The sequence below is a fragment of the Nitrosomonas communis genome (assembly GCF_001007935.1).
Taxonomy (GTDB): Bacteria; Pseudomonadota; Gammaproteobacteria; order Burkholderiales; family Nitrosomonadaceae; genus Nitrosomonas; species Nitrosomonas communis.
The window spans coordinates 374384-392127 of record NZ_CP011451.1 but is presented as its reverse complement, the minus strand read 5'-3'; the positions used below and the strand labels follow the sequence as shown (position 1 = coordinate 392127).

General features: G+C 42.8%; 11 protein-coding genes. 5 read left to right on the top strand and 6 right to left on the bottom strand.

Annotation, left to right across the window (positions count from 1 at the left end; genetic code table 11):
* Positions 1-69: 69 nt before the first annotated feature.
* From AAW31_RS01695 to AAW31_RS01670, 6 genes are read right to left on the bottom strand one after another with little or no spacing between them, the layout of a single operon-like run.
* Positions 70-969 (bottom strand): NAD-dependent epimerase/dehydratase family protein, encoded by a 900-nt coding sequence (locus AAW31_RS01695; RefSeq protein ID WP_046848915.1) that lies wholly within the window; start codon positions 967-969, stop codon positions 70-72.
* Positions 962-1903 (bottom strand): glycosyltransferase family 2 protein, encoded by a 942-nt coding sequence (locus tag AAW31_RS01690; RefSeq protein WP_046848914.1) that lies wholly within the window; start codon positions 1901-1903, stop codon positions 962-964. Before AAW31_RS01690 ends, AAW31_RS01695 begins: the two co-directional genes overlap by 8 nt.
* 3 nt (positions 1904-1906) lie before the next feature.
* Positions 1907-2872 (bottom strand): glycosyltransferase family 2 protein, encoded by a 966-nt coding sequence (locus AAW31_RS01685; protein ID WP_046848913.1) that lies wholly within the window; start codon positions 2870-2872, stop codon positions 1907-1909.
* Between the two features lie 39 nt (positions 2873-2911).
* A complete protein-coding gene (locus AAW31_RS18595) occupies positions 2912-7561 on the bottom strand; it encodes a rhamnan synthesis F family protein (protein WP_052752003.1) in 4650 nt (1549 codons plus the stop codon).
* A 59-nt stretch (positions 7562-7620) separates the two neighbouring features.
* Positions 7621-9468, bottom strand: coding sequence for a GNAT family N-acetyltransferase (locus tag AAW31_RS01675; RefSeq protein WP_052752002.1), 1848 nt, complete (start codon positions 9466-9468; stop codon positions 7621-7623).
* Entirely contained in the window at positions 9455-10732 is a 1278-nt protein-coding gene (locus tag AAW31_RS01670) for an ABC transporter ATP-binding protein (RefSeq protein WP_046848912.1), read from the bottom strand. The genes AAW31_RS01675 and AAW31_RS01670 overlap by 14 nt, the downstream gene beginning before the upstream one ends.
* Before the next feature lie 366 nt (positions 10733-11098).
* Between AAW31_RS01670 and dnaA the strand changes: the two genes are divergently transcribed.
* From dnaA to atpB, 5 genes are all read left to right on the top strand, one after another.
* Positions 11099-12472, top strand: a complete 1374-nt coding sequence (gene dnaA / locus AAW31_RS01665) for a chromosomal replication initiator protein DnaA (RefSeq protein ID WP_046848911.1) — start codon at positions 11099-11101, stop codon at positions 12470-12472.
* Positions 12473-12678: 206 nt separating this feature from the next.
* Positions 12679-13800, top strand: a complete 1122-nt coding sequence (gene dnaN / locus AAW31_RS01660; protein WP_046848910.1) for a DNA polymerase III subunit beta — start codon at positions 12679-12681, stop codon at positions 13798-13800.
* Positions 13801-13875: 75 nt separating this feature from the next.
* Positions 13876-16290: a DNA topoisomerase (ATP-hydrolyzing) subunit B gene (gene gyrB / locus AAW31_RS01655; RefSeq protein WP_046848909.1), complete on the top strand. Its 2415-nt coding sequence runs from the start codon at positions 13876-13878 to the stop codon at positions 16288-16290.
* 242 nt (positions 16291-16532) lie between these two features.
* Positions 16533-16886: an ATP synthase subunit I gene (locus AAW31_RS01650; RefSeq protein ID WP_235264461.1), complete on the top strand. Its 354-nt coding sequence runs from the start codon at positions 16533-16535 to the stop codon at positions 16884-16886.
* A 27-nt stretch (positions 16887-16913) separates the two neighbouring features.
* The gene (gene atpB / locus AAW31_RS01645; RefSeq protein ID WP_046848907.1) at positions 16914-17723 is read left to right on the top strand and encodes a F0F1 ATP synthase subunit A; all 810 of its coding nucleotides are present in this window, start codon (positions 16914-16916) and stop codon (positions 17721-17723) included.
* The last annotated feature ends 21 nt before the right edge of the window (positions 17724-17744 follow it).

Here is a 17744-nt window from a genome sequence, read left to right as displayed (position 1 = left end):
TTAGCAGAGCAATGATAGGGTAATTGACGATGTTTCTCTCTCGTAAAAGAATGTTTTTTATATCAGCCATTAAGGTAAATCCTCTTTCGCCAGCATGAACGGCCGAGGAGTATAGCCAAAATCACGTGCTGCTTCTACACACTCAAAAACCAAATCACGATTCATTCGCTCAGCCATTGCTACTGTCCAATGACGATAACGCGGTAATTTTTGCAAAATACTTACTGCTACTCGATAAATCCAGTGAGGTATCGTTAGTAAATAAGGAGGCTGGTCCAAAGCTGCGAAAACTCGTTTGATCATTTCACGATAAGTAAGTTTCTCTCCCCCGCTGATATTATAGGCTCGATTGACCACTTTACTTGCTAAAAAAGCGGCTAAGCAGGCAGCAGCAACATCTTCTACATGAACCGGCTGGCGCAAACCATATGCATCGCCAAGTAACGGGAAGAATTTAAAGCGGCGAATAAATCGGGCTATTTCGGAGACATTTTTATCGCGACCTTGTCCGTAAATAAGTGTCGGACGCAGAATAATCCATTCTATCCCATACTTTTCAGCCCATGCACGTAAATTTGTTTCTCCTTCAGCGAGATGTTGTGCAATTTCCTTTTCTCTTTTATCAGAAGAATCATCTTTGGTAAAGAGACTTGTTGAAGACAATACCACAATTCTTCGTACCCCATATGCTATCAGAAAATCAAAATAAGTCGGCAATGTCCAGATCGGTGCCAGATACAACCACGAAGTAATCTTTTTACCTTTTGACCCAGATTGTCCCATCTTTTTTATTATGGACTCATGATTAAGCTGGCACCAAGTTACCGTCGGATTTTGTTGCATAATTTCAGCTTCAACCTGGTGGCGGGAAAACGCCGCTGTCTGCCAGCCATATTGCTTTAACAACGATAATACGCACTGCCCAACAGAGCTGGTCGCGCCAAATACCCCCATGTATTGATCAGCCACGACGCAATCTCGCTAAACTACCAAGATAGCTGATCGAGTGAAAGGTTACGACTGCTGCAAAACGCATCCATACACCTCCAAAAATCAGCCACATTAAAATTCTGGGATATTGATCATGAAAAAATTTTCGGTAAAAAAGCATCATCCCTCTGTGTTTATGCCAAGCAACAAAAATCGGGCGGGGCTGGCTGCATACGCCCTTATAGTGCAATACCTGTACATCGGGAACAAACAGGATCTTCCAGCCTTTTTGCCGGAAACGCATGCATAAGTCGAGATCTTCGCAATGCAGAAAGTAACCTTCGTCCCATCCGTCGACAGCTTCCAGTGCCTCGCGTCTAACAAGCATCATCGCACCTGATGTGGCCTCCACTTCCACCAGTTTGTCAGGCAGCGGTTTTTTGTGCAGATGAAAGTCGGGAAATAATTTCGGCCAGAATTTTTCCAGGCGATACAAGCCGGAAACGCGTACAAAAGCGCGCCAGGGGGTGGGGATATCACGGCGTGCGCCACCTTGTTCCGTACCATCTGGATTGATAAGCTGGCCACCAACCATACCAAAGCCAGGGTCTGATTCAAGTACGGAAAGCATGTGTTGCAGCGACTGCTTTTGAGGTTCGCAATCCGGATTGAGAAACAGGATGTAAGGTGCTGTTGAGGCCCTAAAGCCAATATTGCAGGCAGCAGCAAATCCCAGATTAGCAGTATTTTGTATCAGTTTAATACGTGACTGTGCTGGAAATCTTGACGCTAATGTTGTAATGCTGGCATCGGTTGATGCATTATCAACAATTACTATTTCTTCAACTTCTCCTGCAATGGCTGAAACGCAGGCTGTGAGAAACGAACCCGCATTATAATTCACAATAATGACCGAAACTGGCAGCCTCGCATCATCGCATTGATTGGAAGAGTCCTTTTGCAGCGTGATCATGTATTAATAACGGTCGCGGGATAGCCAGCACATCAGGCGCAATAGCTCGAGTGACGAACAGACACGCTGATGCTGAATTTTTCTCCGTTTAATCAAGTGAGGAGCTAGTTGGCTAAATGCATCCCATTTGGCGCGTACATAGGGATGGAAGCGGCCGGATAGCGCGAATACAAAACCAACATAGAGCGTCATGATCAGATGAACCGGTAAAAATAGAACCATCAAAGCTATGGGCATGTTTTTAATAAAAGTCCAGGTAAGATTACGGTGTCCATAATATATTGAAAAAGCGCTTGATCGACCGGTTATTCCCGAACCCACATGATTTACTTTGGCATCGGGCAATAAAATACATGTCCCGCCCGAAAGACGTAATCGAAAACCAAGATCAACATCTTCTGAGTAAGCAAAATATGATTCATCAAAACCTCCAAGTTGAAGGAAAGTTTTGGTGCGATAAACGGCGGCGGCAGCGCATGCTGAAAAAACCTCCACTGGTTTTACGGGTGTGATTGTACAAGGTGCATTATGCCCGCTGCGCCAGTGCAACCCTGATATATGATAGGTATCACCTATGCCGTCAAGCAGTGACGGCTGTTCTGCCTTGATCAGGGTGCATGCAAAGCAGTCAATCTCAGGTGTTGCAGTAATATTTTTTGTGATTATTTCCAGGCAATCCGGTTCAGGATAGGCGTCAGGATTCAGCAGAAATAACCAATTGCCTTGAATATAACTTGTTGCAGCCAGATTATTAGCAGCTGCAAAGCCAATATTTTTATCAAGGCGGATAAGATGGCATGGGAAAGTGGTATCCTTAGCCGCCAGCCAGGAGCTATCTGTGCTGTGGTTATCGATCACAATGGCCTCAAAATTCTGGTAAGTCTGCTCTGATAAGGCGTCCATGACTTTAGAGAGCATTTCACCGGAATTATAGTTGACGACGATAATGGATATGAGAGGTTTGACCATCTATGTACTTTATGGAATAGATTATTTACTAATCATAAACTAACTGACCAGACCCCGGCCACAATAATAGTCGTCCAGCGTCAGTTTTCCGAGAATTTTCAGCTCAGATTCGGAAGGGTGTTCGACAAATGCTTCGAACAAGCTTTTTGCAGTACCAGGCGGCACAATAAAATCACTGATTAACTTATCCCGGACTGCTATGCTGCAATCTACAAAATCCAGAATGCCGCGTTGAATTTCAGCGCGTGTTGCCCTGGTTCGGTGTTCCGCTTCAGTCAATTCTCGAAATTCGGGAAGAGCGTTACCCGTGTTTTCGAGGCGATAGCGAACAATTTGTGCATCATCCGAGCTGAGTAATTTTTCCATGGAAAAGCTGTTTTTGAAGATCAGCGGCGGGTCATTGAAGGCATTGACAAAATGGCCAAAACAGCCCTGCGTAATGGCGTCGTGTTGTGCGGCTACTTTCTGTGCGCGTTCTTCGGTGATCATATAGTAACCATGAATTACTTTATTCATGAGGCGATTCAGGCGACCCTGAATTGTGGCGGCATAACCGATATCAATGATTGCTGGTGAATCGATCGTATTGAATCCCAGTTTATCCAGATAGGCCAGCAGTCCAGGACGTTCTTCCTGCGCCTGGGCAAGAATTCTTTCTTCAAGCGCCTGAAGAAGCGGGATCAGATGATCAATATTCCGATCCTCCACAGATACCAATTTGTTTTTCGGCCATAACTTGCGATATGCAAATTCATCGTACACCTCTGGTGATAAAGTGATGCCAAAGCGCTCTTGCATAAAGATGGAAAGCAGATTGGGCGAAAACTGAACGCGTGCTATTTCGAAAATATCGTCAAGATTCGAAATCATCGGGACCGCGACTGTGCGGCGGGATAGCACCAAATAATCGGACGGTATGGCATAGGCATCATGGGATACCCACCGGTCGTAAACCGTTTTTAAAATCTGGCCTTCGCGTGACAGAAAAAATAAATGCTGAATGCCATCTGCTGCTGCTTTTTCTTTGAGCCACTGGACAAAGGACAGAATCAGCGGTCCAGCCACGGAATATCCTATGGACCAGGGTGATGCCGGAACAAGATCCGATGGATCGAAATACGGAAAAGACAGGGATTGAAAGTTTTCCTGAACCAGGGATCCCAGTGTGAGCTGTACGTTCAGATCATCCTGGTAAATAGATTTTTCAACCAGAGGACCGAGGCGGGGGGTTGCTCGTGCCAATTCGACAGGTCGCAGCACATGAAGTAATTTCATTTTCATGTTGCCGGGAATTTGTATATCAGAATGTTCATTATCGCCAACGACCATGACTGCATCCGGAGTGACCTGTTCTTCAGACAGCAAATGGCGGTACAATTCCCCCGTATCTTTTCGTAGACCGAGATCGGAAGACACATACAGCCGATGCCAGCCGGTTATGCCGTTTTTCCTGAGAATAGCCTCGATAGTTGCTTTGGGTAGATACATGTCGCTGGCTAGTACCACGCGTTTGTGCAGAGTAATAGCCAGTTGCAGTAACGCGACCACTTCCGGTCTGGGCGCCACAGTCTCCGTTTCAATCGATTCTTCCAGCTGGCGCAGCCTGGTGATACTGTCGGCCGGTAAACCGGACAAAACTGATAATTCGTCGAAAATCGCGTCCAGACCGATGTCTTTTCCGGCTTTCTGGCGTGCCCGGGACTCTGCTTCTGCGCGTAATTCGAGATAGCGTTTTCCCGCTTCTCCACCGGCACGCTGTGCAATAATAGATTTGATTTTTTCAGGGTAGAGCAGCGGCCGGGTCAGCAGGGTGTCAAAAATATCAAAAACGACCACCTGCACAGAAGCATCTGCCAGCATGGCCTGCAGATTTTCCGAATTGCGCGCGAGGTACTGTTCAAAACGCCAGCGGGACCAGCTGTTTGATGGGATGTCCCTGAGAACGACGGCATTAAACCCTAATTTCCGGGTGACCAGGACCAGCAATCGTTCCAGACAGTGAGCCAGGGTTGCATCAGTCTGCCCCGTTTCTTCAGGGAAATCTTGAATTGTGATGCCTGCTTCGAATAATGGCCGCAGCGCTTCTGTTCGAGCCCAGAACATTGACCCGGCAGGAAAATCAAAATAACCCGTGGGAAATGTAGTGATGCCGAGCTTATTACACCAAACGCGACCCATGGGCTGATTGGATAACCAGGTGTATGCAGAATAGGGCAGTCCTGCGAAATTTTGTGGATAAACCAGTCCGGTTTTGTGTTCGCCGTCAAGCAGTGTGAAGATTCTGGCGATCTGCTGCTCGCTGCCGAATAGATTTGTTAACAGATATTCCCGCCACCCGTTGGTGGCACCATTATTGTATAGTGATTTCTTGCTGTGAATATGCGCGATAAAGTCATAAGCTTTCAAGGAATCACCGAATGTGCAGAACATCGGCGCGATATCGCGCCCCCGGTTGGGAACCATTGAGACAGTCAGCTGTTCCATGCGTGGTAAACCGGTAAAGTGCTGTTTGCATATATTGCTGGCGATTTCGTTGGTCGTGGAGACAAACAGATCATATGAAAACGGCATATTGCGGAAAAATTTTGCAAATTCAGCAGCCAGGTCGGGATAAAAAATATGCGCATGAATGGCGATGCGTCCGGCAGGTTGAGTTACCAATGGCGCAAAATCGGGTAAATTCACCATGCTTGCCAGAAAACCTGTGGCAGTGGTGGGAAGGTAATGAAAATGATATTTTGAATTTAAACGCCAAGCTTCATAATGATTTGTATTCGCAAAAAAAGGGCCTGCGGTCCGATATGCCAGGGTTAATGCTGTGTTACGCCATGAAGCCGGAAGCCGCCAGTAAACCGCTCTCAGGCAAGGCATCAGGCGGCGGCGCAGGCCGTCCAGCGCTTCATGATGTTGTCCGCAGATGATGCGGGAGAGAAAACGCAGGGGTGCGGTAATTTTCCACGAAGTCGACTGGGTCAGATCGTTAACCGTTTTGTGCAAAGCAGCTTCACGTGCATGGCCTTTCAGCGCTTCCTGCTCCAGGTCGTTTTGTTGTTTTAACAGCGCAGTAATCTCACGCTCCAGCGCATTGATCTGACACTCCAGCGCATTGATCTGGCGCTCGCTCTGGCGCTCGCTGGAGGCCAGTCTGTCCTGAGCTTCGGTGAGTTGACCGTGCATTCCGGCTAAATCATTGTGCAGGCCGGTGATGACTTCCTCCCGGTATTCAATCAAATCATCCAGTTGCTCTCCGCTGAACCGAGTCATCCATTTCTCGAAACATTTTCCTCTCAATGCTCTTATAGTATTTTTGTCCTGCTCGAGTCCTAAGCCGGAATGACCGAAATTCCTGTAAACCGCGCCAATTTTATCGACGTGCAATAACGATGTATGTTGCGCCAGCTGCAGCCAGAAATCCCAGTCTTCAAAGAATTCGAGCTGTTCGTCAAACCTGCAGCCTTCGGCAACCAATGCGCGCTCAAACAGCATGGCATGTATCGGAATAAAATTTCTACCCCAGAGTCTGCGCTGGTCAAACGGCGCACTGAATACACCCGATGTTTCAAACTGTCCGTTAACATAATATTCGACGCGTACGCCGGCGTATGCGCAGCGAAAAGTGTTGTGCGCTCGCAGAGCAGCTACCAGATCCGCGATATGTTCCGGATAAAATAAATCATCATCATCCAAAAAGATCAGATATTTTCCTTTTGCGATTTCCAATCCCAGGTTTGCGGCCTGACTGCGGTGAAGCGATTCGGTATTATTTGAAAAGCACAGCGGAAAACGCCCGCACCATTTATCTAACGCGCGATGTCCGTCTCCTTTCGCATTGACTAAAACAACCTCGATATTGGGATAAGTCTGCAACGCGACCGAATCCAAGGTATCAGATAAGGTGTCGCGATCCATACTGCGGATAATGACGCTGACCAGAGGTATATCGTTTGTGTCCAGAACCAACCCTGCTTTTTGCTGACGTGTATGTTCGGACTGGTAAAGCTTTAAGGGATCGCCTGCCAATTCTTCTGTGCTGGTCAGAATATAGGCCTCAGCTGCGGTAACTTCGGCAGGTAAAGTGTAAGTGCGATAGTGGTTGAGTGCGGCAATATGCAGGTCATAGCGCTGTTTGACATTTTGTGAGATAAAACAGTGCATTGCTTCCATCTTGCGTGCAGCCAAATCGCTGATATCGAGCAGCAGATTGGGCTGTATCGGTTGACCGATTTCATATAGCGCCAGTTGTATCGGATGGCCGCTTCGGCGAACAGCTTCCAGCGCTGCCATGCCAAGTGTCCGATGATCAGGGTGTACTTCGTAGACCGAGGGAGCATATATAAGATCGGCTTCAGTATCGCGAATCGCTGAAGAAATATCTGAGATCAGTTTTTCGCCATAGAATAGTTCGCGGTCAGGATACTGCCAGAAAACAGGCTTTCCATACTTTAGGATAGCGGCGGCGGCAATGCTTTCGTTTTGCCGGAGCTGGATATAGGCAGATCTTTCATTTTGACTGACGCCGTGGGCGCCATCCGTTACGATGATGACATGAACAGGTTCATGGTGCGCAACATGGCGCATAATGGCACCGCCGCAGCCAAAAACTTCATCATCAGGATGGGGCGCCAATACTAACGCGCTTTTAGAGGAAATGCAGGTCGTCGCTTGATAGGGAATAAGCAAATTTTCCAATTACTTCTTCTCGCTCAATGAATAAATACTCAAAATGATGAAAAACAGCCAAACTGCTTTTACCTGAAGTCCATATCCCCGCTCATCAGCCACCAGCGATTACGTAGTGTCTCTACCATTGGACCGGCACTCCAAGCATTGGCTGGAATACAGATAGGTAATGCTTGCTTAGTGCCGCCTGTCGCAACAAAATACGAAGCAAAATTTTCGGTAATTTGGCAACTTAACCGATGATGACCGCTCATCCCCGCTATCCTTCTTGCATGTGTTATTAGTAACGGAATCTCCTTTAATGGTGAAACAAGATCGGTGATTTCACAACCTTCTGCAGTATGTCGCAACACTAACACTCCGCGTACTTTCCTGCCAAATCGATTGATTACCAATACAACCTGATAATGCTGGTGAGGATGACTGAGATAGCGATCGCGTAAGTACGTCCAATCGCGCACGCCGACTAATGCTTCCTCCAAATCCGCAGCCATACTTCGCCAACATTGAGCAATCGCCGTAGCAATCCAGACGTCATTGATATTTGAACTATCCACAACATGTAATCGCGTTAACCACTGCGGTGTTCTGGCTAGTGGCTGCCACTCGATCTCGCTCATATGCGCCGTTTCAGCATACAATCCTTGTCGCTCGGCTACTTTCATGGCCCGCTCGTTGGGAAAGCCAAATCCTAGCAAATAAGGCTTACCATAGCCTATATAGCGTTCCAGAAACGTTGCTGCCATCAGGAAAAAGGGCCCTTTTTTTGTCAAAATACCGCGTTCTGCTGAATCGACCATAACATCACCAATCTGTACAGCTGCTTGCGGCTGACCAAAATACAAAATATTGCGTCCCATACCGCCATAATGAGCAATCAATTGATCCCCATGCCATACCCCGATTGCACGGCCTCGCCCTGCACCATATTTCCACTGCCACATAGAAGGCGTCATACTATGACCAAAAGTTTGCTTGAATAAGGCTAGCATATCAGGGGCCTGATTTTTTTCGAGCAAACGTAACCGCCACCGCGGCGGCTGTTTTTTTCTGAAATGCAGTAATGCATAACCAAATCGTCCACACGCATATTTTTCTTGATATAGCCGGTTGGATTCTTCCAGTAGCTCAAGACACTCAGCATTCATGGAAAGGTCATTCATCAACCGCTGCCGCTGGCGCGTCGTCACTTGGAGCAAATAATCCAGTGTAGGTGCAGCCATAGTCGACAAATCCAGCTGTTCAACCAATTCAAACCCCAAGCGATTGGCTAATGCCAGCATATCACTCAGCAAATGCAGACCTTCTTCACCAACCTCGTCTCGACGCAAAGCAAATTCGTCAACTATAAGCAAGCTTCCACCTTCAGTTATTAGATCCAATCCTTTGTTAAAAATGACCAATGGCTCGATATATTGAGCAGACTCCTGAAACAGGATAACATCAAAACTATCTTGTGCCGCTTCAAAGTCCTCCAAACGTTGGCAAGCCACCATAACTTGGGAGCCTAAGCGTTTGTGTATCAACGCGATTTGTTGGGCATCCGGCGTGATACCGTAGACCTGGTATCCCTTCTGAATGAGTACAGAAAATGTTGTTCCGAGACCTATCCCCACTTCCAGAATACGGCAGGGCGCAGCAGGTAAGCGATTCAAAAGCAGATCAGTTGAATATTGCTGTGCTGCTTCAAGATCAGTTTGATTTTTCTGAAACAACCCGTAATGTAAATAATTTACTCGACCCTCTTGGAGGAACAAAGCATGCGCATACACATTAAGTGGAAAAGCTAGATTCTTATAGGAAGAAGCCGTATTAGAGTTTATACGGCCATCATTATCATGGTGAGAAAAAGGAAGGGTTCTGTTTGGATCGAAACGGGACAATTGATCAAGCTGGAACACTCTATTTTCCATCATCAATTCTCCAGATATGCGGCACAGCAAAATAACCTTGCAACCTTCCTTCCTGCTGCACGCGCAGTGTAGATACCCCGCTTGCTGAATCATACAGGTGTATGCCCTGCTCGCAAAGTAGATAAACACTGATCAAATACTCCCCTTTGAGTAAGGGCAAACACTCAAAAACAGCACTAATCTGCCCGGCCCCATTGGGAGTACGCTCCAGTGTAACCTGATCTTCCCAGGTAGCTGCGCTTGTAAGCATACGTCCATCCATGGCATGCAGTGTAACCGCAACAGTCGGACAGGGAATCGCAGGATCAGAAACAAATGATACTTTCACTCTAACCGTGGATTGACCACTTTTGACAATAGCGTCACGAGAACTTTTCCCCTCGATCTCCACATCTACTTTATCTAAACGCGCATGTCCACTTACATACCCGCCAGCAGAAGGCGTATCCGCCGGCATGACATCCTCACAAGGTGCAGTAGCTTGCTCAGATGTAGCTAGTACACTTCTGTCTAAAAACGTCTGATAAGCAGATACCACGTGCTTTACATCCCCTTCTGCCATCAACTGACCCTGATTGATCCAAAGCGCTCGTGAACACATTGACTCGATTTGGAAAAGAGAATGAGAACAAAATAAGATAGTCTTGCCCCTTTCCTTTAATTGCATGATGCGATTAAAAGATTTTCGTGCAAATGAACCATCGCCTACTGATAATGCTTCATCAATAATCAGAATATCAGGATCAATGCTTATTGCTACCGAGAATGCCAGCCGTACATACATTCCACTTGAATAAGTTTTGACTGGCTGATCAATAAAATCCCGAATTTCTGAAAAATCAATAATGTACTCAATTCGATCTGCGATTTCTTCTTGAGTTAGACCCAGAATGGCAGCATTTAACCAGATATTTTCACGCCCAGTAAAATCTGGATTAAATCCAGCTCCTAACTCCAGTAAGGCTGCCAAATGGCCATTTACCTCTACTTTGCCACAGGTGGGCGTCAATGTGCCACAAATGAGTTGTAATAAGGTTGACTTACCTGAGCCGTTGCGCCCAATAATTCCTATCACTTCACCAGGCATTATTTCTAGATTGATTTTCTGTAAGGCCCATAATTCCCGGTAATATCGGCGTCTACCACGCCATAAAAACTGTTTTAGACGATCTTTAGGTTGTGCGTAAAGCTGATAACATTTACCAAGATCATGTGTATAGACGGCGGGCTGTAGGGACGCTGATATTTGGCTGATATCCAAATTCATCCACAATTCCTTATATGTTTTTTTTATTAAGAATTTTGTGCATCCGCTATAAACACTTGCAGCAACGATTGAGAAGTAGTTTCAGTTTGATAAACACGGCGCCAACATAGAAAAAGTAAACTTATTTCTTCAAGAAAAATATTAAATCGAAAGCTATCTATTATACTATTGTCGACTACAAAACGACGACCTCTCAAAATTTGGTATCAATTCTCCTCTTTAAAAGTGCAAACTTTGTTCTAATGATCAAGCACTTTTAGAGTTTTTGGAAATGAGATTTCCACGCATATTCAAACATCAGTGTAGAATACACTATGTAAAAATAGCAGTTTAAGATAAATTTCAGATTAACTAGAATCTCCACTTATGCAGGCAATAGAAACTTTCTGGTACTCTTGTCTTAAGCATTTCAAGAAAGAGCTAAATGCCCAACAATTTAATACCTGGATTAAACCATTACAATTAGATATTTCTGAAAATTGTAATGATCAACCTGTATTGATTGCACCGAATCGGTTCGTCTTACAATGGGTTAAAGACAATTTTATACCTCATATTGAGGTAATGGCTCAACAACATTTTTCTAAGAAAATTCACTTTCAATTAATACTTGGAAATACATTTGATACAAAAATTTCTAATGATGAAAGCTCACACCATGTAAACAACAATTCTCCTGTTCAATCATTAATTACTAAACCTGTACCCAAAAAAAGAAACGCTAGTCATCTAAATCCCAATTTTACTTTTGATAGCTTCGTTACTGGAAAAGCCAATCAACTCGCTCGGGCTGGTGCAATTCAAGTTGCCGAACGTCCCGGGATCGCTTACAACCCTTTATTCATTTATGGTGGAGTTGGTTTAGGCAAAACGCATCTAATTCAAGCTATTGGTAATTATATTTTTGAAAATAATCATGAAGCCAAAATACGCTATGTTCATGCTGAAAAATATGTTTCTGATGTAGTCAGTGCTTATCAACACAAGTCATTTGATAAATTCAAATTGTATTATCATTCACTAGATGTGTTACTTGTTGATGATGTTCAGTTTTTTGGAGGCAAGAATCGTACTCAAGAAGAATTTTTCTATGCTTTCAATACCCTTGTTGAAGCGCATAAACAAGTCATTATTACTTGCGATAGTTATCCCAAAGAAATATCGGGCTTAGAAGAGCGTCTGGTATCAAGATTTGGTTGGGGATTAACAGTTGCGGTTGAGCCACCAGAGCTAGAAATGCGGGTCGCTATTCTCCTGAAAAAGGCATTGATAGAAAAAATCGTTCTAGATGAGAATGTTGCTTTTTTTGTTGCGAAGCATATCCGCTCCAATGTTCGTGAATTGGAAGGCGCTCTGAAGCGGATGCTGGCTTATTCTCGTTTTACAGGCCATCCCCTTTCCTTGGAGTTAGCAAAAGAAGCGTTGAAAGATTTGTTAGCTGTCCAGAACCGGCAAATCTCCATCGAAAATATTCAAAAAACTGTCGCTGATTACTACAAAATTAAAGTAGCTGAGATGTACTCTAAAAAACGTACGCGCATCGTGGCAAGACCCAGGCAGGTTGCTATGGCCATTGCCAAAGAACTCACGCAATTAAGCTTACCTGATATTGGGGAAGCATTTGGGGGACGAGATCACACAACTGTCTTGCATGCTCACCGAAAAATTGCAGAATTACGCTCATCTGATCCCATCGTAAGCCGGGATTATAATGCTTTATTACATATTCTACGGGGTTGATGTGGATAATTTGTATATAAAATCTGAATAGTTTGAGGATAATTTGATAGAAAATTAATTTCTCAAATTTATCCACAAATTATCCAATTAAAACTTTTATTTTATACAAGCCTGAAATTCTATTTAAGGATTTGATATTTATTATATTTTAATAGATATACCGGAATTGAATTATATTTATATACTCTTATTAAAGTTTAAATAATATGAATTTAATAAAAGCTAGCCGGGATTTTTTACTTAAGCCTTTGCAAATTGTTAATGGCATTGTTGAGCGGCGTCATACTCTACCAATACTTTCCAACGTCTTTATTAAGCAAGAGAACGGGAAAATCGTTTTTGTAACCACTGATCTTGAAATAGAAATTGAAACGTATTTGCAAACTTCTGAGACAGTAATCTCAAAGGAATTTTCTGCTCTTACCGTTTCATCAAAAAAGATGCTGGAGATATTGCGTACTTTTTCTTCCGATACAGAAGTTACCCTAGCAAAAGTTGATAATCGACTACAAATTAACGCGATTAAAAGCCGTTTCAGCTTGCAAATACTTCCTGCAGATGATTTTCCGAGAATGCCAAAGGAAGAAATGCCAGAGAGCACGCTTACGCTCTCGCAACAAAATTTAAAGGATCTTCTTCACTTAGTACAATATGCTGTGGCACAGCAGGACATTCGCTATTATCTGAATGGATTATTGCTTTTAATCGAAGGCAAACATCTAAAGTTTATAGCTACGGATAGTCATCGTCTCAGCTATGCTTCAATTGAATTGGAAGATGAATGGGAAAGAAAAGAAACTATCATTCCCCGGAAAACTGTGCAGGAACTTTCAAAATTACTTAATGAAACTGAAGAACCCGTTATTATAGAAGTCTTTCCAAAAAAAATACGCTTTGCTTTTTCAGATATTGTATTAACTTCCAAAGTCATCGAAGGAAAATTTCCAGACTTCAATCGTGCGATTCCCGTGAACAATACCAAGCAATTTAGTATAAATCGTCAAAGTTTTTTGCAAGGATTGCAGCGAGTTGCCATTCTATCCAATGCGAATGAGAAGTTTCGCGGCGTAAGGCTAGTGATTTCGAATGGCATGTTAAGTATTGTTTGTAAAAATAGTGAGCAAGAGGAAGCCCAAGAAGATCTTGAAATTGACTATCAGCAAGATACTATCGATATCAGCTTTAATATTAATTACTTATTAGATGTATTAAATAATCTCAATAGTGATAGCGTTCAATGTGCTTTTGAAAATGCTAATAGTAGTACTTTAATAACTATTCCAAAGAATGATCATTTTAAATATGTTGTGATGCCGATGCGATTGTAAAAAAGAAAAGCATTCCCAAATTACTTAGGTAGGCAAAATATTTTTTTAACAAGTATTAATAAAAATGCAAGCATAATGAACCTGAACGAAAAAAAAATCAGTAAATCTCCTGAATATAATTCAGATAGCATTAAAATTCTAAAAGGACTTGATGCTGTTCGAAAGCGTCCTGGTATGTATATCGGCGATACCAGTGATGGCACCGGGCTGCATCATATGGTATTTGAAGTGGTCGATAATGCTATTGACGAGGCTTTGGCCGGCCACTGTGACGAAATTTCCGTGATTATCCACCCTGACAACTCTATTAGTGTGCACGACAATGGCCGTGGCATTCCTACTGGAATAAAGCAAGACGATGAGCTGAAACGATCTGCTGCTGAAATTGTTATGACCGAATTACATGCCGGTGGAAAGTTTGATGATAATTCTTACAAAGTATCTGGAGGTTTGCATGGAGTCGGTGTATCCGTCGTAAACGCTCTGTCAGAGTGGTTGCACTTAACCATTCGACGGGATGGAAAAATTCATTATATTGAATTTCAAGAAGGTGTGCCGCTTTCACCGTTGAGTGTGATTGGGGAAACTGAAAAACATGGAACCGAAGTACACTTTTTGGCGAGTAAGGAAATTTTTGGTGATATAACTTTTCATTTTGACATCTTTGCAAAGCGATTACGTGAGCTTTCTTTTCTGAATAATGGTATCAAAATTAAGCTGATTGATCAGCGTAATGACAAAGAAGAAGTGTTTGCTTTCTCAGGCGGTATTCGTAATTTTGTTGAATATATCAATCGAACAAAGACAGTATTGCATCCTGTCATTTTTTACGCTAATGGTATGAAAGATAATATAGCGGTAGAAGTCTCGATGCAGTGGAATGATAGTTACACAGAACAAGTTTTGTGTTTTACCAATAACATTCCGCAAAAAGATGGGGGTACTCACTTGACTGGATTGCGAGCTGCAATGACGCGCACGCTTAATAGCTATATCGAAAAAAATGAATTAGCTAAAAAAGCTAAGGTGGATACAACAGGTGATGATATGCGTGAGGGATTGACCTGTGTTTTATCGGTTAAGCTGTTTGAGCCTAAATTTTCATCCCAAACAAAAGAAAAGCTTGTGTCATCCGAAGTTCGTCCTGTAGTGGAAGAAATTGTGGCACAAAAGCTTACGGAATTTTTACTAGAGCATCCAAGTGATGCAAAAATGGTCTGCAACAAAATCATTGATGCAGCTAAAGCACGTGAAGCAGCTAGAAAGGCACGTGAATTAACTCGTCGTAAAGGCGTATTGGACAGTATGGGGCTGCCAGGAAAACTTGCTGATTGCCAAGAAAAAGATCCGGCATTATGTGAACTTTATCTGGTAGAAGGTGATTCAGCTGGGGGATCTGCTAAACAGGGGCGGGATCGAAAATTTCAAGCAATCATGCCGCTTAAGGGAAAAATACTGAATGTGGAAAAATCTCGCTTTGATAAATTGATTTCTTCCCAGGAAATTATTTCACTCATCACTGCGCTGGGAACAGGCATTGGTAAAGATGAGTTTAATCCTGATAAACTACGCTACCATCGCATCATCATCATGACTGATGCAGATGTCGATGGCTCACATATTCGCACGCTTTTGTTGACATTCTTTTATCGGCAAATGCCTGAATTGATCGAGCGTGGACATATCTACATCGCTCAGCCACCGCTTTACAAAATTAAAAATGGTAAAGAGGAGCGTTATGTCAAGGATGATTATGAACTAAAACAATATATGCTTGGTTTAGCTCTGACCAAAGCTGAACTTTATGCTCATGAAAATAAACCACCTCTCACCGGTGAAACTCTGGCAAATATTGCTCGTGAATATTTATTGGCAGAAGCCGTTATTGAGCGTATAAGCAGATTTATTGACAGAGATGTTTTATACGCTTTGCTTAAGCATCCTCATATCGATTTAAGTAATGAGATAGCGGCATTGAATAGTGCAGCTAGCCTAACTTCATTACTTCATAATATTGAAATTACAGCTGAATTCAATGATGTATCTGAACATTTCCGTCTAAAGATCATTCATGTATATCACGGTAATGTTCAGATTAGTTATCTGGATCAAGATTTTGTACAAAGCTCTGATTTCTTACAAATTCAAAAAACTGCACAAGTCCTTGATGGTTTAATAGGAGAAAATGCAATCATCAAGCGTGGTGAGGAAAAGCAGTCTGTCAAAGAATTTAAGGAAGTGCTCGATTGGTTATTGGAAGAAGCAAAAAAAGGAGTCAATATTCAGCGTTATAAAGGATTGGGAGAAATGAACCCGGAACAATTATGGGAAACCACTATGGATCCTGTTAACCGTTGCTTGTTACGTGCACAAATTGAAGATACTATTCTTACAGATGAAATTTTCACCACCCTCATGGGAGATGTCGTAGAGCCGCGTAGAGAATTCATAGAAAAAAATGCATTGCGAGTAACCAATCTAGATATATAGAAGAATTTTGTTTCCCAAGCATACTTCTTCAGTCTTTATAAAATAAAACACATGATCTCTTTCACAAATCAATTTGTAATCATCCTATGATGCCTGCATTTTTTATAATTTTTGGATCAGTCTGCGTTGACTGATAGGTCTAAGCGAGTTAAAATCTCGTACTTTTATATATGCGTGTAGCTGGAAGTTTTCGGTTCTAAGCGAGAACAATTATGCCTTGGATACGGAATAAGCCACTGCACGTGGTGATACGCTGGCAAGTATTATTTACAGTATTTATTGCGCTAGTATTTTGGGGAGTATTGGGGTTACATGGGGCTATTTCAGGATTTCTTGGTGGAATGGTCAATGTGGTTTCTTCTACAGTTTATGCATTCATAATTTCTCATCATAAGGGTTATACAGCTGGCGGGGCAATACGTACTGCTCTCAGAGCAGAAGCAATAAAAATAATCGTTATAATAGTTCTGCTTTGGACAGTGTTTGCAGTGTATAAAGAAGTTAATGCTAGTGCATTTATCGGGGTATTTATCATAACAGTCATCATCTTCAGTATGGCTTTATTTGTGCCTGATAATACTAAAAATAGTAAATAACAAAATTAAATAGCAGATAAATTAATAATGGCATCAGATCTTGAGCTTACTCCAACCTCATACATAAACCATCATCTTACTAACTTAACTGTATCTCTGGGAGAAGAGCCGTTTTGGACACTGCATGTGGATACATTGCTGATGTCTATCATTCTCGGCATCCTGGGAATGGGTTTTTTGTGGCTAATCGTCCGTAGAGCTACACCTGGTGTACCTACTAAACGGCAGGCTTTTGTAGAGCTACTTGTGGAATTTATCGATACACAAGTAAAAAATACATTTCATGGTGACAGGCATAAATTTGTCGCGCCAGCAGCCTTGACTATTTTCGTATGGGTATTGTTGCTTAATACAATGGATTTGTTGCCGATTGATATTATGGCATGGGTTTATGAGCATGTATTTGGGCTGCATAATTGGCGCACTGTTCCAACTACCGATGTGAATACCACGTTTGCATTGGCGCTCTCCATATGGTTCTTAATGATATTCTTTAACGTTCAAGTCAAGGGAGTAGGGGGATGGACGTATGAGCTGTTTTGTACGCCATTTGGAAAAAATCCAATACTTTGGCCGCTGAATTTATTGTTCAACATGATTGAGTATGTATCAAAGCCACTGTCTCATTCTCTGCGGCTCTTTGGGAATATCTACGCAGGAGAGATCATTTTCCTCCTTCTGGGGATGTGGGCAGCTACTGGCGTTACAGGCTCCTTTTTTAGCGTGATTCTGGGCGTGGGATGGTTAATTTTTCATATTCTGATAGTAACACTCCAAGCATTCATTTTTATGATGCTCGCTGTGGTTTATTTATCAATGGCGCATGAGTCACATTAAATATAAATATAAGTTTCTTAA

What these genes read in the sequence shown, in the direction of transcription:
- AAW31_RS01675 (WP_052752002.1), bottom strand. Translation starts at nt 9,468, where the DNA reads ATGATGGAAAATAGAGTGTTCCAGCTTGATCAATTGTCCCGTTTCGAT.
- atpB (WP_046848907.1), top strand. Translation starts at nt 16,914, where the DNA reads ATGGCATCAGATCTTGAGCTTACTCCAACCTCATACATAAACCATCAT.
- AAW31_RS01685 (WP_046848913.1), bottom strand. Translation starts at nt 2,872, where the DNA reads ATGGTCAAACCTCTCATATCCATTATCGTCGTCAACTATAATTCCGGT.
- dnaA (WP_046848911.1), top strand. Translation starts at nt 11,099, where the DNA reads ATGCAGGCAATAGAAACTTTCTGGTACTCTTGTCTTAAGCATTTCAAG.
- AAW31_RS01690 (WP_046848914.1), bottom strand. Translation starts at nt 1,903, where the DNA reads ATGATCACGCTGCAAAAGGACTCTTCCAATCAATGCGATGATGCGAGG.
- AAW31_RS01670 (WP_046848912.1), bottom strand. Translation starts at nt 10,732, where the DNA reads ATGAATTTGGATATCAGCCAAATATCAGCGTCCCTACAGCCCGCCGTC.
- dnaN (WP_046848910.1), top strand. Translation starts at nt 12,679, where the DNA reads ATGAATTTAATAAAAGCTAGCCGGGATTTTTTACTTAAGCCTTTGCAA.
- gyrB (WP_046848909.1), top strand. Translation starts at nt 13,876, where the DNA reads ATGAACCTGAACGAAAAAAAAATCAGTAAATCTCCTGAATATAATTCA.